Here is a 17,897-nt window from a genome sequence, read left to right as displayed (position 1 = left end):
TTATTATACTTGTAGCTCGAATATGGAGTTTCTGTTGCAATACGCAGGAGATTTATTATTTATAGATATTGTGAAATATATGTTCGATGAAGAGTTGAAATGTCACTATATGTGGCTAACTGGATGTGGACATATAAGCTTTAATTTTGAAATTGCTCCTTCAACTAGCTATTTACCTCAGCCTAAAGATATTAAAGAACTTGTTTGTAATATTCTATTTGAAGATTTTTCATTGAAAATCTCAATAGCTCTTTCATATATTTCTTTATCAACACAAAATCTTTCTGTTATCCAATAATTAAGTTCAGAAGATGTAATGATTTGTTCTCTTTTCTTACCTTGGAAATATCGTTTTAAAACATTATCATTAATAGAAGTTGGAATACCATCGATATAACCGAAAATCTGAATTTTCTTTAATACAGGAGATGTATGCCAATCGTTAGACCTTGAAATAAGTTCTTTCATATTTGATAAGTGTATTGGTTCTTTTACTTTTTCTTGATGAGCTTTAATAAGCTCATTTAAAAACTTTAAGCTAGTAGGCTGTTTTGTCGTTCCTAAAAATGATAGAAAGCTATTTACTAGTTGTACTTGGGTCATTTTCTTATCCTTTCTATATAGAAATTGTTATTGGTATTATTATAGAATATATGTCAGAAAATACAGTTATTCATTAATGGAGTGGGAGAGAATTATATGTCGATGTCGCTATATTATAAAAAAATCCGGGAGCAATTAGGACATGAACTAATATTTATGCCAAGTGTAGCTGCAGTTATTAAAAACGAGCAGGGAGAACTCTTATTTCAATATCCTGGCGGAGAATATTGGAGTTTGCCGGCTGGAGCAATTGAGCCTGGAGAAACTCCAGAAGAAGCGGTAGTTCGTGAAGTGTGGGAAGAAACGGGTTTGAAAGTGCAAGTAAAAAAACAAAAAGGGGTATTTGGAGGGGAAAGGTTCCGTCATATATATCCGAATGGCGATCAAGTAGAATATATTGTTGTTGTGTTTGAATGTGAAATTACTAGTGGAAAACTGAAATCGATAGATGGTGAATCTTTAAAACTACAATATTTCTCATTTTCTGAAAAGCCTCCTTTAGCACTACCATACCCGGATAATATATTTTTATAGATGTAAAATAGCACACCTTATTTATTGAAGGTGTGCTATTTATATAACCCGGTCGTATACATCTCCGTTAACGTATACACAATTTCCTCTAAGTTAATCTTTTTGTCATTTTGCATAATAGTCCAAAGAAACGATTCATTCATCGCGAACCAACCGCGTGCTACAATCTCTTTATTTAAATTAGGTTGTGCTAATCCACTTTCTTGAGAGTAAGTAATATCCTGTTTAATGCTTGTTATAAAACGTTCCCGAATCTCATCCCATTTTTGCCGTATTTCTCTTGATAATCCTATCGCTTCCTCTACAACTTGCAAAATAGCGCGTTCTTCATCTGCTAATTGCAGGAATGCTCTAACTTGATTTTGGATCATTATACGTGCTTCCTCTTTTGTTTGTGGAGAAAAAGAGCGTTCAGCGATATTATAAAAACGATTCATAACATCTTCCATTAAACTAATTAGGAGATCATCTTTGTTTTTGAAGTATACATATGCTGTACCATATCCGGTTTCTGCATGTTTAATAATTTGTGTAATTGTCGTTTTTTGAAATCCGTTACGTATAAAAATAGTGTAACCAGAGTGTAATAGTTTCTTCTTCGTTTCTAAGGAGCGGTGTTTTCTTGATGAAAGGGTACTGTTTTTCAAAGAATCACCTCTTTATACTGAAATATCTGAAAATATAATTGTATTGTAAAAGAAGTTCATATATAAAGTCAACTGACATAATATCATTGACGTTGTATCAATTAAGGTGATATATTTCAATTAGTTAGAATAAAAAGAAAATTAAGAGAAGGTGACACCATGTATAAAGAACCATTTCAACCAACTTATGAGTATGCGCTTGAATGTGATAAACATGATGAACTGAAAGATTTTCAAACTGAATTCTATAAAAAAGAAGGTACTATATATTTAGATGGAAACTCATTAGGGCTACTTTCAAAAAGAGCAGAGAAATCATTACTTACGTTGCTAGATTCGTGGAAAGAGTATGGTATTGACGGCTGGACAGAAGGTGAGCATCCGTGGTTTTTCCTTTCAGAGAAATTAGGTAAACTTACAGCCCCTCTTATTGGAGCTTTACCGGAAGAAACTATTGTAACCGGTTCCACAACTGCGAATATACACCAAGTTATTGCGACGTTTTATGAGACGAAAGGAATACGTACAAAAATACTTGCGGATGAATTGACTTTCCCATCAGATATTTATGCACTTCAAAGTCAAATTCGTTTAAAAGGATTAGACCCAGAGGAGCATTTAGTAAGAGTGAAAAGCCGAGATGGTAGAACACTTTCTGAAGAAGATATTATCCATGCGATGGAAGATGATATCGCTTTAATTTTATTACCTTCTGTTTTATATAGAAGTGGTCAAATTCTTGATATGAAAAGTTTAACAACGGAAGCTCATAAACGCGGCATTCACATTGGATTTGATTTATGCCATTCAATAGGATCTATTCCGCATCATTTCAAAGATTGGGATGTCGATTTTGCTGTTTGGTGCAATTATAAATATTTAAATGCAGGACCGGGTAGTGTTGCAGGCCTTTATGTAAATAGTAAACATTTTAATAGACTGCCAGGATTGTCTGGATGGTTTAGTTCTAGAAAAGATAAACAGTTTGATATGGAGCATACATTAACAGCTGCCGATCATGCAGGTGCTTATCAAATTGGTACACCGCACGTATTAAGTACAGCACCTTTAATTGGTTCTCTTGAAATGTTTAAAGATGCTGGTATTGAACGTTTACGCGAAAAATCTTTACATATTACAAGATATATGCTGAATTTAATTGATCACGAATTAAAAGATTTCGGATTTACAATTGGAAATCCATTAGAGGATGAAAAACGTGGCGGGCACATATATTTAGAACATGCAGAAGCAGCACGTATTTGTAAAGCGCTAAAAGCAAATGGAGTTATCCCTGATTTCCGAGCACCTAATGGAGTAAGACTGGCGCCGGTCGCTTTATATAACACATATGAAGAAGTGTGGAAATCTGTACAAATATTAAAGAAAATTATGAAAGAAGAAGAGTATAAACAGTTTGAAAATAAGCGAGAGGTTGTGGCATAAGCATGAAAACATCAGAGTGGATTGATATTTCACAACCGCTAAATAATGATATTGCAACGTGGCCAGGAGACACACCGTTCTCATATGAAGTTTCATGGTCAAAAGAAGAAAGTGGCTCGGTAAATGTTGGAAAGTTAACGATGAGTATTCATACAGGCACTCATATTGATGCACCATTTCATTTTGATAATGATGGAAAGAAAGTATTGGATTTAGATGTTCAAGTTTATGTTGGCCCAGCACGGATTATTGACGTTTCTAATCTTGAAAGCATCGGGAAAAAGGAATTAGAAAGCTTTCATTTAGAAGGTGTAGAACGATTATTATTACGTACATCTTCACATGGAAAAGCTGAAGAATTTCCAGATGTGATCCCTCATTTACGTGCAGACATAGCACCTTTTCTTTCGGAGAAAGGTATTCGTTTAATCGGAGTAGATGTCCCATCAGTTGATCCGCTAGATGATAAAGAATTAGCAGCGCATCATCAATTATTTAAACATGGAATTCATATTTTAGAAAATGTCGTACTAGATCATGTAGCAGACGGTGATTATGAATTGATTGCATTACCACTTGCATTAACTGATGCGGATGGAAGTCCAGTTCGAGCCGTTATTAGACCAATATAAGTAGAATCATATAAAAGGGGCGTTTGGCTAATATGAAAGAAAATGAAAAAGTAATTATGGAAAAAGGGATTCATACGGATTTTAAAGAGAATATGACGTATGGGGAATATTTACAATTAGATAGTTTACTATCTTCTCAAAAAAGATTATCAGACCATCATGATGAAATGTTATTTATCGTTATTCACCAAGCAAGTGAGCTTTGGATGAAGCTCATTTTACATGAGCTAAATGCGGCGATTGAATCTATTAAACAAGATAAATTACAACCAGCTTTTAAAATGTTAGCACGTGTATCAAAAATTCAGTCTCAAATTATTCAATCTTGGGATATTCTTGCGACATTAACACCATCAGAATATATTGAGTTTCGTGATTCACTCGGTCAAGCTTCAGGTTTTCAATCGTATCAATATCGTATGATTGAGTATGCACTTGGCTATAAAACGCCACATGCATTAAAAATTTATGAAAAGGATCCAGAATTACATGCACGACTTCATAAAGCGCTACATGCACCAAGTCTATATGATGTCGCGATTCAAGCATTAGTAAAAGAAGGATTCCCTATTCATAAAGATGTGTTAAACCGTGATATTACGCAGCCTTATGAAGAAGATGCAACAGTAGAAGCAGCATGGTTAGAAGTGTATGCGGATGTGAAAAAATATTGGAATTTATATCAGCTTGCTGAAAAATTGATTGATATTGAAGACTGGCTACAACAATGGCGTTTCCGTCATATGAAAACAGTAGAAAGAATTATTGGACATAAAATGGGTACAGGTGGATCCTCCGGTGTTTCTTATTTAAAGCGAGTACTTGATCAACAATTCTTCCCAGAGCTTTGGAATGTTCGTACGAAATTATAAAAATAAACCTGTCAGTTCATTATGGCTGACAGGTTTATTTTTATTTGAGCACAATTATGTTTAAAATGAAGGAACAAGATATAATAAATGGATTAACTATTTAAATGGAGGTAAAGTTTTTGGATTTCAAGCAACTAGAAAATAAATTCGAAAAGAAAAAAGTGAATACATTTCTTGTTTATCAAAAAGGACAATTAACAACTGAGTATTATAAAACACCCGAATGTGCAAATAACTTATATAAAATAAATTCGATTACAAAAAGTATCGTATCTTTATTAATTGGTATTGCAGTTGATAAGGGCTATATAAATGATATACATACACCGATCACAGAGTGGATTGAAAATGTACCTAGGGGAAAACATAATTTAACACTATATCACTTATTAACAATGACTACTGGTGAGGACTGGAAAGAGTTTGGGAATGGAGTAGTATTCCCAAATGACTTTGTAGAATCACAGAACTGGGTACAGTACATATTAGAAAAGCCAATAATTGAAGAACCTGCTACAAAAATGAATTATAATTCAGGTTCTTCTCATTTACTGAGCTATATTATTCAAGAAGCTACTGGAATGTCGACAGAGCGGTTTGCAAAGAAATATTTATTTAATCCATTAGAAATTAACGAATACGAGTGGCAACAAGATCCGCAGGGTATATATGTCGGCGGCTTCGGTATGAAAATGAAATCTACCGATTTATTAAAATTAGGAAAATTATGTTTGCAAAATGGATATTGGAATGAAAAAGAAATTGTATCAGCGAAATGGTTAGAAGAGTCAAGTAGGGCGCATTTTGAAACATATGAACATGTCGGCGCATATGGATATCACTGGTGGGTATTACATACCGAAAGATTTCACATACCGTATTGTATATATTTCGCTATGGGATACGGCGGACAATACATCGTTATCATTCCTCAGTTAGAAGTAGTAGCTATTATAAGTAGTCATATGCCAAAACGTGGGCTCGTTCCATTAAAACTATTTATTGAGCATGTACAGGGAAATTCTAATTATATATAAGAAAAGGAGGGAATGTATGAAGGATGAAAAAATCTTATCTTTATTTAGATTCTGTTTAAGTCTTCTAGTATGTAGCGCCATTATTACGCAATTCATAATCAGGGCACAAGTGAAACCGTTCAATCCAGTTAACTTTTTTAGTTTCTTTACTATCGAAAGTAACATTTTAGTTGCATGTATTCTCCTTTTAAGTAGTATCGGAACAGCTACATTTGGTCGCTCAGAGCAGTTTAGTATACTTCGTGGTGCGGCGACGGTATATATACTTACGACAGGACTCGTTTATTTTTTGTTACTAAGAGGGTTAGAAGAGTCACTTCAAACGGCAATACCATGGGTAAATACTGTGCTACATTATATCATGCCGATTACAATGCTTTTAGATTGGATTTTAAATCCACCTATTAAGAAAATCACTTGGAAACAAGCTGCAAGTTGGCTTTTATTCCCGTTTTTTTACGTTGTATATAGCTTAATACGTGGTCCAATCGTGAATTGGTATCCATATCCGTTTTTAGATCCGAGAATAGGTGGATATGGTAAAGTACTTTTATACAGTATAGGGATAGCAGTTGTAATTGGTGCTATTTGTATATTGGTAAGATTTTTAGGGAATCGAAACTTTAGAAAAGAATTTTAGAAATGCCAGAACCCCACTGTGTCTGTTTTTAACAGTGGGGGTTTCACTTTATCCAGCTATTTGTCGGGCTGCCCGTAAAAGTCCGATTGGTGAGGGCTGATGATTAGTGGGAGATGAACAAAACCCCCACTGATTAAGGTTTCACTTTATCTACTCGTCTTCTGAAACGACAACTTTATAAATTTCTCCGTCTTCGTTTCAAATTCTACATCAACAAAAACACCGTATTCTTTTCCGTTCTCACGTAACCACAATTTAAATTTTTCAACAGTTATTTGAACTGTTTTTGGTTTTCTACCTATATGAAGATAGTCAATAATTTCTGCTTTTGGGTATTGTTCTTTCGTCTTTTCTACGGCAAGTTTACCCCATTTGGCATACGGCGGCTGCGCATGAACAATTGATGAGCCTGTATATATATTTGAACATGTTGTTAGGAACAGAATGACAAGTGCGACACGTTTTAACAATTTTTTCATGATGAACTCCTTTTATCCTTTTTTATATTGTTTACATATTTTTTCAACGATATTAGTTTGGATTTTTTTGTCTTCTTTACATAAAAGCGAGGCTTTTACAAAACATAACCAAGAAATCATTTCCGTAATTAAGGAGGGAAAATTATGCGCCAAAAAGCTATTTTTAAAATAGCAGTTTTACTTGCGTTCATAGGACTGTCTTTAATGGTCAGTAGTATACAATTAAAGAATGTAGAAGCTTTTTCTAATCAAGTTATTCAAAGAGGAGCATCTGGCGAAGATGTCATTGAACTGCAATCTCGTTTGAAATATAACGGGTTTTATACGGGAAAAGTGGATGGTGTTTTCGGATGGGGTACATATTGGGCACTTCGGAATTTTCAAGAGAAATTCGGATTACCCGTTGATGGTTTAGCTGGAGCTAAAACGAAGCAAATGCTCGTGAAGGCAACGAAGTATGACAAGTCAACTGCTAATAAAGGGACGACAACGAATAAAGGAAATAGCGGTGGCACTGCACAAGAGAATAAACCACCTCAAAATAAAGGGACAAATGTTCCGAACGGTTATTCTCAAAATGATATTCAGCTTATGGCAAACGCAGTATACGGAGAATCACGCGGTGAACCATATTTAGGACAAGTTGCAGTAGCTGCTGTCATTTTGAACCGTGTTACAAGTGCGTCATTCCCAAATACTGTTTCAGGTGTAATCTTTGAGCCTAGAGCATTTACAGCGGTAGCCGATGGGCAAATATATTTAACGCCAAATGAAACAGCAAAAAAAGCAGTTTTAGATGCGATTAACGGATGGGATCCAACAGGAAATGCTTTATATTATTTCAATCCAGATACCGCGACTAGTAAATGGATTTGGACTCGTCCACAAATTAAAAAAATCGGTAAACATATTTTCTGTAAATAGAGCGGAGGTGGGACAATGTTACGAGGTATTATCATTGTATTATTAACAGTCGGTGTAGTAGGAACAGGCTATTGGGGCTATAAAGAGCACCAAGAGAAAAATGCAGTTTTAATTCGAGCGGAAAATAGCTATCAACGTGCATTCCATGATTTAGCATACGAAGTCGATTTATTACACGATAAAATTGGCACAACACTTGCGATGAATTCACGATCATCTTTATCACCTGCATTAGCGGATGTATGGCGTTTAACATCTGAAGCTCGCTCAGATGTAGGGCAACTTCCTTTAACATTAATGCCATTTAATAAAACGGAAGAATTTTTAGCGAATATCGGTGATTTTAGTTACCGTGCAGCCATTCGTGATTTAGAAAAAGAACCGTTAAATGAGCAAGAATATAAAACGTTGCAAACTTTATATTCAAATGCAGGAAATATACAAGATGAACTAAGAAAAGTACAACATCTTGTTTTGAAAAATAATTTACGCTGGATGGATGTAGAAATGGCACTTGCATCAAATCGCGATCCAGCAGATAACACAATTATTGATGGATTGAAAACTGTAGAGAAAAACGTAACATCATATTCTTCTACAAACTTCGGACCGACCTTTACAAGTGCGCAAAAAAATAAAAAAGGCGGATTTGAAGCGGAAGGAAAGGCAATTTCTAAAGATGAAGCGGCGAAAATTGCCAAATCGTTTTTGAATTTAAAAGGAAATGAAAAAGTAGATGTTGAGAAAAGCGGAAAAGGTGCGAAAGAATCCTTCTATAGTGTGAAAATTAAAGATGAAGCAACGAACAACGAGTTCTATATGGATATTACCGGAAAAGGCGGATATCCAATTTGGGTTATGAATAACCGGGAAATTAAAGAACAGAAAGTTAGTTTAAACGATGCAGGTAGTAAAGGTTTGAAATTTTTAAAGGACCATAAGTTTAATAATATGGAGCTTTATGATAGCTCTCAATATGATAATGTTGGTGTATTTACGTATGTAGTAAATGAAAATGGAGTACGAATTTATCCAGAAGCAATCCAAATGAAAATTGCTTTAGATGATGGTTCTATCGTTGGGTTCTCCGCAAAAGAATATTTAGCGTCACATCAAAAGCGAACAGTTCCATCGGCAAAGCTAACTGCAGCAGAAGCAAGAAAGAAAATCAATCCGGATGTAAAAGTCATGGAAGAACGTAAAGCTTTAGTAGTCAATGATTTGCATAATGAAGTGCTTTGCTATGAATTTGTAGGCACTTTAGGAAAAGATACGTACCAAATATTCATTAATGCTAATAGCGGGGCCGAGGAAAAGGTAAAGAAAATGCAAGCTGTTGAAAAAATTTATGATTAAACCTTAATAGTGAAGTGGTGAAAATAATGAAAACTCTAATATATATATTGATGCTTTGCTTCGTTATAACTGGATGCAGTATTGGAAAAAAAGACAATCCAAACGAAAAACCGGAACAAAAAAATGTTTCAATGAAAAATGTTAATTATACGAATAAATCAAATAAGCCAAATGAAAAAGCAGCAGATCATTTAGCATCTTTAGCGGCAAGTGTGCCAGGTGTGAATGATGCAACCGCGGTCGTTGTTGGAAAATATGCTATTGTAGGTATTGATGTAAAAGCAAAACTTGATCGAACTCGAGTTGAATCAATTAAATACTCTGTTGCAGAAAGTTTAAAAAATGACCCTGACGGTGCTAATGCAGTCGTTGTAGCAGATGTTGATACGTATGAACGGCTCAAACAAATTGGAAAGCAAATTAAAAAAGGAAAAACAGGTGAAGGTATACTAGATGAATTAGCCGCTATTGTGGGCCGAGTAATGCCACAAGTTCCAAATGATATGATAGAAAATAGAGAAACGAATCCAATTAAGGATAATGATAAACAATTACCAAAAGATGAAGAACAAGAGTTAAGAAAAGAACAGAATGATCAATCAAATAATCATTTGAATAAATGAAATTAGCCTCGTACTTAATTGTACGAGGTTTTTAAATATAATATTAAATATTCAGTTTATTTTTAAGGAAAAATATGGTTTAATTATGATGGGAGGGACAACTGTTATGATGAAAAAAAGCGCATGTATATTGTTTGGTTTATGCTTAGGTTTCAGTATGACAGCGTGTGAACAGAGAAAAGAAGTGAAAAATCAAACAGCAACTTCTTCTACTGTGATGGAAAGGCAACAGAAAGAGTCTATCAATATAAATCATTTTTCGAGTATAAATGAAGGGATGACTTATACAGAAGTGAAAGATTTAATTGGTTTTGAAGGAGATTTACTTATAGAAGAAGGGGTAGAACATTCTACACAAATTAAACAAATTTTTGCTTGGAAAGGGAACAATCCAAATTCATTTGTTGAAATTACCTTTTTAGATGGAAGAGTGCATTCAAAAGCACAGCAAGGTATAAGTTAATAAGCTAAAAAATGGGAGAGTTTAGCATGAACATACACACAGGGGAAATTCAATTAGTTCCGTATAAGGAGAAATATAAAGAAGTTATACAAACATTTACTTTACCAAGTGAACAAGTTCAGTTTACATCAGATCCAAGCGCATTACTGGAGAAAGCAAAAAGTGATCGTACAAAAAATGTGATTGTTATTTTAGATTACAATGGGGTACCGGTGGGTCTTTTTGCATTGGAAACGGGAGATAGAGTAAAGGAGTTCACAGATAATGAGGATGCTTTACTTTTAACATCATTTTCTATTAATCACAATAGACAAAGAAAAGGATTCGCTAAAAAGTCATTGTTATTATTAGAAGAGTTTGTAAAACGTTATTTTCCAATAAAAAATGAAGTTGTACTTGCTGTGAATGAAAGAAATATTCCTGCACAAAATTTATATGCAAAAGTCGGCTTCCAAGATAAAGGTTTTAGAAGAATGGGACCAATAGGCCAACAAATAATAATGCATTTGTCTATAATGAAATAATGAGATAGAAAACTTACTCTTGAATATTCATGTAGTAGGTTTTTTTATTTTAATAATATACATTATATATATATATATAATGAAATAGAAATGAAGGATATAAAAAATAAATCAAGATAGAAAATGGAATATCGTTGGGGGAAGAGTGATTAAAACTGGGATTGCAGTTTTTCTTACAGTGTTAGTTTGTGAATTTTTTAATATCTCAACTTGGAGTTATAAAAATGATTTAAAAGATTATAAACCAAATCATTATCATCACCATTTTTCAAGTGAGTATATTATTTTATTTGAGGTATTATCTATTCATGATATGTTAGAAGAATTAAAACAAATATCCGAGAAATATGAGTGGGGAAATCGATTCAATTGATAAGTTCATTTTATTGTGGGGGGAATAGTATGACACTTTATATTGCATTACTAAGAGGAATCAATGTCGGTGGACATAAAGTAATCAAAATGGCTGAGTTAAAACGAGTGTTTGAATCAATAGGGTTAAAACAAGTGAAAACGTATATACAAAGTGGTAATATCGTGTTCGAATCTGAGGAAGATATAAACTTTCTAAAAGACCGAATACAAACGGAAATAAAAAATGAATTTGATTTCGATGTTCCAGTCATGCTAAGAACACATGATGAATTTATAAATATTATTAAGCAATGTCCGTATGAAGTTCATTCATTGTTAGAAGGAGAAAGTGTTCATGTTGCTTTTTTAGCGAATGTACTTTCTGAAGAAGAGAGTAGTCAATTGCTTATATTTAAAAGTGAACTTGAAGATTGCTATATAGATGAGAAAGTCGTTTATTTGTTTTTCAAAAATAGCATTCGAAATTCTAAATTAATGAACCAGTTTCAGAAGTTACATACACCAGCTACAGTTAGGAATTGGCGGACTGTGAACAAATTAAAAGCAATTGTAGAGGGTATGTAAATATAAAAAGATGAGGTTTTCTACATGTAGAAAACCTCATCTTTTTATTTATATTGTTTTGCAACTACGAGTTCGACAATAGGATAAATAAAGAAGGAAGAGCAAATTGCGATGAACAGAGGGAGGTTTTTTACTCCATCTAAATTAGCCCCCATAGAAAATCCTTCAGAGAAGATTAATATAAGGAACATTACAATTACAAGCACAAAATATGCAATTTTAAAGCTTTTATATGTAATTTGTTGTCCCATTTCATCTTGACTTTCTTCTGATACACCGTGGGGATCTCCCCAAGTAATGTAATTAATTAAATTACTAAGTATTAACGAAATAGCAAAAATCGTACCGCCCAAAATAGAACCTTCAGTTATGTATTTATATGTGCCATGTACTAGTATTGCAATTAATGCTAAAACAATGATTATAAAAATAGTTTTTTTAGTATTCAATAAATAATTGCCCCCTCGATTGTAAAAAACTCTTTACAAATATAAGTATAAAATTGGAAAAGTATCATGTCAAATACTTTTTACACGAAATATGTAAGTATGTAATATTTTAGTTCTATGATAAATAAAAAATTACAATACATTTGAATGTAAAAGAATGGGCTCGCATATATTTGGAAGGGATGTCAGATTAATTTAGGGGGTAGTTATGTCTATACTTTTAAAAGCTGGTGCAGATGCAGGAAACAACGGTTTGAAGTTAATGGTGAAAGGGCAAGACCCTATTTTTATTCCGAGTATTTATTCTTTATATATAGGTGAGCCTACAGGACTCTTAGATGAGGTAGATGTTTCATTATCTGAATTAGAAAACCACATTGATGTGACTATAAGTTCGCCATCGTTAATGCTAAATAATGTACGATACATCGTTGGAGAAAAAGTCATTCAAGATCAATTAAAAGGTACTGAGGTAGAGAAGAAATCAAATAAGTCAACGGATGAGTTAATGGTTATTACAATACTATCAGGTTTGGCGGTAAGCGCTATGCGTCAAAGTCCAACTTCTAGCCATATTAATATTCGTTATGATTTATCTGTCGCTCTTCCTATGCAGCTTATTACACAAGAAATAGCTGCTGAAAATGCAAAACGTTATATGGGAAATCATAAGGTTATTTTCCATTATCCGAACGGACGCGATGTGACAATTAATGTTTCAATTGAGTATTGTAAATGCCTACCTGAGGGTGCTTCTGGGACGTGGGGCATTGTATACGATGAAGAAGGAAATGTTGTGAAACATAAAATAGAATGTGAGCAAAATCAAGTTTCTGAAATTGATTTTGTAGATAAAACTCTACTCTCTTTTGATATTGGCGCAGGGACGACAGAAGAAGTCGTTTCATTAGGGGTGAATTTCCGTCCGCAACTAAGTAAAGGTTTATCTTATGGTGTAAAAGAGACGTTACTACAAATCATTACGAGATGGAACCGGAAGTATCCAACTAAAACGATTGATAGCATTACAGAATTCAATCAAATTTATTTAAATGATAAGCATCCGAGAAATACATTATTAGTTGAGGAATCACAGCCAGCGCTATTAGGTTTAGCAGCGCGTGTTGCAACAGATATTATAAATAAAATTGATGATATGAAAGACGATCCATACGTGTTTATTTATGGCGGGGGTGCAGTAATTATTAAAAACAGTTTAAAAATGATTTTAAAGCAAAAAGGACGACTCAAAAATGTAATCTTTGTAGATAATCCGTTATTTACAAATGCACGAGGATTATTAGTCTATACTTGTTCGCCAAAATATAGAGAGCATAAGCAAAAAGAGTTAGGATTTACAAACTTAACGATAAGTTAGTTGGTGGAAGTATGCGATCTAGGCGATATAAACGTGGTGATCGAGTAAAAATCAATATTCATAAATCGGTATCACCTGAAATGCTTGCGTGGCTGAATAAACAATCAAATCCAACTAATTTCTTCTTCTTTGCTGCGCAGCAACTATTTAAACAAGTAGGAGATATTGACGTTTCTAAAGCTTTACCAAGCAGCCATGTTTTCTCATTATATGTGGAGCCTTCATCCTTATTAAAAGTCGAAGTAAACCCTTTTAAAAACATGACACTAGACACAAATACATCCACTGAAAATGCAAAAAAAAAATTATGGGAATCTGTTGATCAATTAGATTGTCCATTTTTTTAAACATAGAAAAATATAAGAAGTCCCCATCACTATACATACGAATACAGTGATGGGGTTTTGTTTGTAAATGGAAGGGGCACAATACAATTTGTGACCCTTCCATTAGTTATTTATCTAAATTTTAGATGTATGTTTAGAAACAGCATTAATTATGCTTTCCCAGTCATCTGGATGGTTTTCATGGCCTGCCCCTTTAAGGGTTAATAGTACTGAGTTTGGAATTTCATTAATTAGTGCGAGGCCATGTTCAAATGGTAGTGCTGTATCGTCTGTTCCGTGAATAACTAATGTAGGTGCTTGTATGGATTGAAGTACACCTTCATATGCATCATCACCTTGAAGTAAAGCGTGATTAAACATACTTAATAAATTGTTTGCGCGTTCTATTTCTTGTTTTACTTGTTTATAAACTCTATTTTCATCAAATATTCGTTCTGATCCACATAATAGACGAGATCCTGAAACTAAATACTCTGCCACATCATTTTTATTTGCCCAATCTATACTTGTGCCATTTACATGATGTGTTAAAATCCTTTCATCCATTGGAGGTAAATCGCGAGTATTGTCATCAGATCCTATTACACTAGTCGCTAGTAAAGTTAGCGTCAAAATTCTTTCGGGATGTTTTACAGCGGCAATTTGAGCAATCATACCACCTAATGACATGCCAAATAGGTGAGCTTTATCAATATGATAAGCATCTAGTACTCCAATTGCATCTTCAGCCATATCTGTTACTGTGTAATTGGAAGTTCTAGGTTCATAGGCAACAGAGCGCCCAACATCACGGTTATCAAAGCGAATAACAAACTTCCCCGTACTAGCCAACAGCTCACAAAACTCTTCATCCCAATAAACCATGGAACATGTAGCACCCATAATTAATAAAATAGCAGGGTTCTTAGGGTTTCCAAAGCTTTCTGTACATATATCAATTCCGTTTATTTTAAACATCTTTTCACTCATATAGTTAGCCCCATTTCTTTTGAATTTGATCAATAAAACAGTTTTGGATGATTCTAAGATGTGTGTAAGATTCGTGGTGGAATTCATCCCGCTATTTGCTGGGCAGTAAGAGTCCCATCTTAAAATTCAGGGAAAGTAAAGAAGTTGGGAGGGGACCAACTTCCCGAAAAAACCCGATTGGCGAGGGTTGATTAAAGTTTCACTTTATAATGCTTCTTGCATAATTACCCCCAAAAATAATTATATGTTAATTCAAGGCAAAAAATTTTGAGAAATAATTGTATGTTATTAAAATAAACAGCAAGGAGGAGAGGAAATGAAAGCAATTGTTATTGATCAATATGGTATTGTTGAAGAATTAAAAGAAAGACAAGTTTTAAAACCGGTTGTTCAGAATAACGAAAAAGCTCAACAATAAATAATATCCCATACTATACATTTTCATTTTCGAGTATTATTTATTGTTAGCTATTGTGATATTACTTCTAACAAATACTGTTTCGTATTGTATCGTGTAATTTTTCTAATCCAATTTCCATATCTTTCTCGTTTAACATTGAATAGCTAATTCTTAATTGGTTATCATTTGTTTCGTAATTTAATAGACAAGCTGTTCCTGGTAAAAAAGAGACATCTACTTCATTTGCTTTTTGTAATAAGGTAAAGGGATCTATCGAATCAGGTAGTGTCACCCATAAATTAAAACCTCCATTTGGTATTTCAAAGTGTAGTTCTTTTAATGGCGATAATATATCAATTGTTAAATCACGTCTCATTTGTAAAGCTGTACGTAATTTTTCTAAATGGTTTTTCATACGTTCTGCACGTAAAAACGGTAGAAGTGCCTTCTGTGTTAATAAAGGACTACCGATATCCATTGAACCTTTTACTGCATATAGCCATTCAAAAATAGGACCATCGGCAATAAGTGCCGCGATACGCAGTCCTGGTGCTAACGTTTTACTAAATCCTTTTATATATATTACGTGGCCATCCTTATCAAAACTTTTGATTGGGGGCGGGATTATAGCATCCTCAAAATATATTTCTCCGAAAGAATCATCTTCAATAATAAAAAATTGATATAACTCCGATAGTTCTATAAGTTCCATTCTTCGTTCTTTACTCATTACTGTACCTGTCGGATTCTGGAAGGTGGGATTCGTATACAATAAAACGGGATTTTTACTTTGACAAATATCATCAATTAAGTCGGAGCGAACTCCATGATTATCAAGAGAAACGGGAATGATTTGAACACCTTTATTGATGAAAATATCAAGCGCAGCACTGTAACATGGACTTTCTACTAATACAATATCTCCAGGTTTTAATAATGTTTGAGCAATTAAATCAATTCCTTGTTGTGCGCCGCTTGTAATTAATAATTGAGATGGGTCTGTCACTAATTTCTGGTGTTCATTTAAGTAATTTGCTATTTCAACTCGCAATTCATAATCGCCTTGAACTGGCCCATAAGTTGCTAACAACATCGGATTTTTATCCAGCAATTTATGCATTTCATCTGCCAAAAATGGATTTGGTAACAGACGAGGATACAGAATTGCTTGTGAAAAATTATAATATTTACGGTGCTTATTCATTGCATATTGAGAACGCATAACATTAATCGTTTTCATTTGTTGCCATTTATACGGAATTGGTTTGAAATCTTTCTTTACCCGTTTATATATGTAAGCACCTTTTCCTTGTTCGATGCGTATATACCCTTTCGTTTCTAACTGTTTATACGCTTTACGAACTGTTAATACATTGATTTGTAAATCTGTGGCCATACAACGTAAAGAAGGAAGAGATTCACCATGTGAAAGCATACCACTTTGTATTCTGTCAACAATTTGCATATATATTTGCTTGTAATACGGTATGTTTGTTTCTTTACGCAATACAATTTTCATAGGTTCACCTATTTTTCTTTTTAACTTAATTAAAGCGAAAAATATATAGGGAATCAACTACAACTTGAAGTAACTGTTATATGTACCGATACACTGTTATACACCATAGCCTCTATACTCATTCTAAGAGTAAAAAGGAGGAAGCAAAATGGTCATTTTTAATTACATTTTAGTATGTATTATTTTCGGGACAACATTTTTAACGATAAAAATTGGAATTGAAGCAGGGGCGCCACCGTTGTTTTCAGCAGGAATTCGCTTCTTTTTAGCGGGCATAATCCTTATGATTATTTTTAAATTAAAGCGAAAAGAAATTATGCCACATATATTTTCAAAACGCATTATGTATGCTGGATTTTGTTTAACATTTATGACATTCGCAAGTTTATATTGGTCAGAACAATATATTTCTTCGGGATTAGCTGCTGTTCTTTCTGCTACGGGACCAATGATGATTTTATTAATACAAGCAAAGAGGAATAGGGAGAAATTACAAAAGGAACAACTCGTTGCTTTAGTTATTGCACTAGCAGGTGTTATATTTGTTTCTTTACCAGGAATGCATCAACAAGTAAGTTTCATATGGAGTATTGCTTGTATTGTGTTAGTTATAGGGGAGTTATTTTACGGAATAGGCTCTATTCGTTCGAAAGAAATACTGTCAGATTTATCAAATGTATCACCATTTCTTATTAACGGTATTCAAATGTTTTATGGAGGGATTTTACTACTAATCGCATCTATTATTGTAGAACAACCAAATGTAACCGTATTAACTTCATGGAGTGTGCAATGGCCTATTTTATATCTCATATTTATCGGATCGATTGGTGGACACGGATTATATTACTGGCTCTTATCAAAAACAAATCCAGTATTTCCATCGACATGGTTATATGTATCACCATTAATTGCAATAATTGTGGGATATATCATTTTAGGAGAACCTTTAAATCCTACAATGGGAATGGGGGCTTGTCTTATATTGATTGGTGTATTTTTGGCCAATCGTTCAACACTACGGACTTATTTCAAAAAAGGGCGGTTATTAGAGAAGGAGATGTAGTTTAATAAAGCAATAGCCCTGTATATTACAGGACTGATAAAATCAAAAAC

21 protein-coding genes are annotated in these 17,897 nt (G+C 33.7%); 15 read left to right on the top strand and 6 right to left on the bottom strand.

Annotation, left to right across the window (positions count from 1 at the left end; translation table 11 throughout):
* Positions 1–177: 177 nt before the first annotated feature.
* Positions 178–603, bottom strand: coding sequence for a hypothetical protein (locus N2V80_RS13620; protein ID WP_000195532.1), 426 nt, complete (start codon positions 601–603; stop codon positions 178–180).
* Positions 604–699: 96 nt separating this feature from the next.
* Between N2V80_RS13620 and N2V80_RS13615 the strand changes: the two genes are divergently transcribed.
* Positions 700–1,137 (top strand): NUDIX hydrolase, encoded by a 438-nt coding sequence (locus tag N2V80_RS13615; protein ID WP_000062929.1) that lies wholly within the window; start codon positions 700–702, stop codon positions 1,135–1,137.
* A gap of 35 nt (positions 1,138–1,172) precedes the next feature.
* Here the strand turns inward: N2V80_RS13615 and N2V80_RS13610 are convergent, their stop codons facing one another.
* Positions 1,173–1,784: a TetR/AcrR family transcriptional regulator gene (locus N2V80_RS13610; protein WP_000798551.1), complete on the bottom strand. Its 612-nt coding sequence runs from the start codon at positions 1,782–1,784 to the stop codon at positions 1,173–1,175.
* Positions 1,785–1,943: 159 nt separating this feature from the next.
* Between N2V80_RS13610 and kynU the strand changes: the two genes are divergently transcribed.
* The 5 genes from kynU (at position 1,944) to N2V80_RS13585 (ending at position 6,411) form a co-directional block, all read left to right on the top strand.
* Positions 1,944–3,230, top strand: coding sequence for a kynureninase (gene kynU, locus N2V80_RS13605; RefSeq protein ID WP_061655922.1), 1,287 nt, complete (start codon positions 1,944–1,946; stop codon positions 3,228–3,230).
* A gap of 2 nt (positions 3,231–3,232) precedes the next feature.
* A complete protein-coding gene (gene kynB, locus N2V80_RS13600; RefSeq protein WP_000858061.1) occupies positions 3,233–3,862 on the top strand; it encodes an arylformamidase in 630 nt (209 codons plus the stop codon).
* Between the two features lie 32 nt (positions 3,863–3,894).
* The gene (kynA, locus tag N2V80_RS13595; RefSeq protein ID WP_000661957.1) at positions 3,895–4,734 is read left to right on the top strand and encodes a tryptophan 2,3-dioxygenase; all 840 of its coding nucleotides are present in this window, start codon (positions 3,895–3,897) and stop codon (positions 4,732–4,734) included.
* A 119-nt stretch (positions 4,735–4,853) separates the two neighbouring features.
* Positions 4,854–5,771 carry a serine hydrolase domain-containing protein gene (locus N2V80_RS13590; RefSeq protein ID WP_061654645.1) on the top strand — a complete coding sequence of 306 codons (918 nt, stop codon included), beginning with the start codon at positions 4,854–4,856 and terminating at the stop codon, positions 5,769–5,771.
* Between the two features lie 16 nt (positions 5,772–5,787).
* The gene (locus N2V80_RS13585) at positions 5,788–6,411 is read left to right on the top strand and encodes a Pr6Pr family membrane protein (RefSeq protein ID WP_000650952.1); all 624 of its coding nucleotides are present in this window, start codon (positions 5,788–5,790) and stop codon (positions 6,409–6,411) included.
* Positions 6,412–6,557: 146 nt separating this feature from the next.
* On the opposite strand, the gene N2V80_RS13580 is transcribed toward N2V80_RS13585, so the two are convergent.
* A complete protein-coding gene (locus N2V80_RS13580) occupies positions 6,558–6,890 on the bottom strand; it encodes a DUF3889 domain-containing protein (protein WP_000734903.1) in 333 nt (110 codons plus the stop codon).
* A gap of 144 nt (positions 6,891–7,034) precedes the next feature.
* On the opposite strand from N2V80_RS13580, the gene sleB reads away from it, so the two are divergent.
* From sleB to N2V80_RS13545, 6 genes are all read left to right on the top strand, one after another.
* Positions 7,035–7,814: a spore cortex-lytic enzyme gene (sleB, locus tag N2V80_RS13575; protein ID WP_001249053.1), complete on the top strand. Its 780-nt coding sequence runs from the start codon at positions 7,035–7,037 to the stop codon at positions 7,812–7,814.
* 15 nt (positions 7,815–7,829) lie between these two features.
* Positions 7,830–9,170 (top strand): germination protein YpeB, encoded by a 1,341-nt coding sequence (gene ypeB / locus N2V80_RS13570; RefSeq protein WP_000943727.1) that lies wholly within the window; start codon positions 7,830–7,832, stop codon positions 9,168–9,170.
* A 26-nt stretch (positions 9,171–9,196) separates the two neighbouring features.
* Positions 9,197–9,793, top strand: coding sequence for a YhcN/YlaJ family sporulation lipoprotein (locus N2V80_RS13565; protein ID WP_000854054.1), 597 nt, complete (start codon positions 9,197–9,199; stop codon positions 9,791–9,793).
* Between the two features lie 106 nt (positions 9,794–9,899).
* Entirely contained in the window at positions 9,900–10,256 is a 357-nt protein-coding gene (locus tag N2V80_RS13560) for a hypothetical protein (protein WP_000976435.1), read from the top strand.
* 11 nt (positions 10,257–10,267) lie between these two features.
* On the top strand, positions 10,268–10,780 hold the full coding sequence (locus N2V80_RS13555) for a GNAT family N-acetyltransferase (RefSeq protein WP_002061531.1): 513 nt from the start codon (positions 10,268–10,270) through the stop codon (positions 10,778–10,780).
* A 402-nt stretch (positions 10,781–11,182) separates the two neighbouring features.
* Entirely contained in the window at positions 11,183–11,719 is a 537-nt protein-coding gene (locus tag N2V80_RS13545; protein ID WP_000177395.1) for a DUF1697 domain-containing protein, read from the top strand.
* A 44-nt stretch (positions 11,720–11,763) separates the two neighbouring features.
* On the opposite strand, the gene N2V80_RS13540 is transcribed toward N2V80_RS13545, so the two are convergent.
* Positions 11,764–12,168: a hypothetical protein gene (locus tag N2V80_RS13540; protein WP_001093143.1), complete on the bottom strand. Its 405-nt coding sequence runs from the start codon at positions 12,166–12,168 to the stop codon at positions 11,764–11,766.
* 208 nt (positions 12,169–12,376) lie between these two features.
* On the opposite strand from N2V80_RS13540, the gene N2V80_RS13535 reads away from it, so the two are divergent.
* Complete coding sequence (locus N2V80_RS13535; RefSeq protein ID WP_000025622.1) at positions 12,377–13,546, top strand: ParM/StbA family protein; 1,170 nt, start codon at positions 12,377–12,379, stop codon at positions 13,544–13,546.
* Between the two features lie 11 nt (positions 13,547–13,557).
* Complete coding sequence (locus N2V80_RS13530) at positions 13,558–13,893, top strand: hypothetical protein (RefSeq protein WP_001257760.1); 336 nt, start codon at positions 13,558–13,560, stop codon at positions 13,891–13,893.
* Positions 13,894–14,007: 114 nt separating this feature from the next.
* On the opposite strand, the gene N2V80_RS13525 is transcribed toward N2V80_RS13530, so the two are convergent.
* Complete coding sequence (locus N2V80_RS13525; protein WP_001291320.1) at positions 14,008–14,862, bottom strand: alpha/beta fold hydrolase; 855 nt, start codon at positions 14,860–14,862, stop codon at positions 14,008–14,010.
* Positions 14,863–15,347: 485 nt separating this feature from the next.
* Positions 15,348–16,781, bottom strand: a complete 1,434-nt coding sequence (pdxR, locus tag N2V80_RS13520; protein WP_000706791.1) for a MocR-like pyridoxine biosynthesis transcription factor PdxR — start codon at positions 16,779–16,781, stop codon at positions 15,348–15,350.
* Positions 16,782–16,929: 148 nt separating this feature from the next.
* Here pdxR and N2V80_RS13515 point away from each other — a divergent pair, with 148 nt between their 5' ends.
* The gene (locus N2V80_RS13515) at positions 16,930–17,847 is read left to right on the top strand and encodes a DMT family transporter (RefSeq protein WP_000234333.1); all 918 of its coding nucleotides are present in this window, start codon (positions 16,930–16,932) and stop codon (positions 17,845–17,847) included.
* The last annotated feature ends 50 nt before the right edge of the window (positions 17,848–17,897 follow it).

It is taken from the genome of Bacillus sp. FSL W8-0640, assembly GCF_038007725.1.
Taxonomy (GTDB): Bacteria; Bacillota; Bacilli; order Bacillales; family Bacillaceae_G; genus Bacillus_A; species Bacillus_A cereus.
The sequence above is the reverse complement of the archived record's forward strand: the minus strand, read 5'-3'. Positions and strand labels throughout refer to the sequence as shown.

Excerpts from the sequence above, each read along its gene's own strand:
- N2V80_RS13620 (WP_000195532.1), bottom strand. The coding sequence starts at position 603 with ATGACCCAAGTACAACTAGTAAATAGCTTTCTATCATTTTTAGGAACG.
- N2V80_RS13615 (WP_000062929.1), top strand. The coding sequence starts at position 700 with ATGTCGATGTCGCTATATTATAAAAAAATCCGGGAGCAATTAGGACAT.
- kynU (WP_061655922.1), top strand. The coding sequence starts at position 1,944 with ATGTATAAAGAACCATTTCAACCAACTTATGAGTATGCGCTTGAATGT.
- kynB (WP_000858061.1), top strand. The coding sequence starts at position 3,233 with ATGAAAACATCAGAGTGGATTGATATTTCACAACCGCTAAATAATGAT.
- kynA (WP_000661957.1), top strand. The coding sequence starts at position 3,895 with ATGAAAGAAAATGAAAAAGTAATTATGGAAAAAGGGATTCATACGGAT.
- N2V80_RS13585 (WP_000650952.1), top strand. The coding sequence starts at position 5,788 with ATGAAGGATGAAAAAATCTTATCTTTATTTAGATTCTGTTTAAGTCTT.
- N2V80_RS13580 (WP_000734903.1), bottom strand. The coding sequence starts at position 6,890 with ATGAAAAAATTGTTAAAACGTGTCGCACTTGTCATTCTGTTCCTAACA.
- sleB (WP_001249053.1), top strand. The coding sequence starts at position 7,035 with ATGCGCCAAAAAGCTATTTTTAAAATAGCAGTTTTACTTGCGTTCATA.
- ypeB (WP_000943727.1), top strand. The coding sequence starts at position 7,830 with ATGTTACGAGGTATTATCATTGTATTATTAACAGTCGGTGTAGTAGGA.
- N2V80_RS13565 (WP_000854054.1), top strand. The coding sequence starts at position 9,197 with ATGAAAACTCTAATATATATATTGATGCTTTGCTTCGTTATAACTGGA.
- N2V80_RS13560 (WP_000976435.1), top strand. The coding sequence starts at position 9,900 with ATGATGAAAAAAAGCGCATGTATATTGTTTGGTTTATGCTTAGGTTTC.
- N2V80_RS13555 (WP_002061531.1), top strand. The coding sequence starts at position 10,268 with ATGGGAGAGTTTAGCATGAACATACACACAGGGGAAATTCAATTAGTT.
- N2V80_RS13545 (WP_000177395.1), top strand. The coding sequence starts at position 11,183 with ATGACACTTTATATTGCATTACTAAGAGGAATCAATGTCGGTGGACAT.
- N2V80_RS13535 (WP_000025622.1), top strand. The coding sequence starts at position 12,377 with ATGTCTATACTTTTAAAAGCTGGTGCAGATGCAGGAAACAACGGTTTG.
- N2V80_RS13530 (WP_001257760.1), top strand. The coding sequence starts at position 13,558 with ATGCGATCTAGGCGATATAAACGTGGTGATCGAGTAAAAATCAATATT.
- N2V80_RS13525 (WP_001291320.1), bottom strand. The coding sequence starts at position 14,862 with ATGAGTGAAAAGATGTTTAAAATAAACGGAATTGATATATGTACAGAA.
- pdxR (WP_000706791.1), bottom strand. The coding sequence starts at position 16,781 with ATGAAAATTGTATTGCGTAAAGAAACAAACATACCGTATTACAAGCAA.
- N2V80_RS13515 (WP_000234333.1), top strand. The coding sequence starts at position 16,930 with ATGGTCATTTTTAATTACATTTTAGTATGTATTATTTTCGGGACAACA.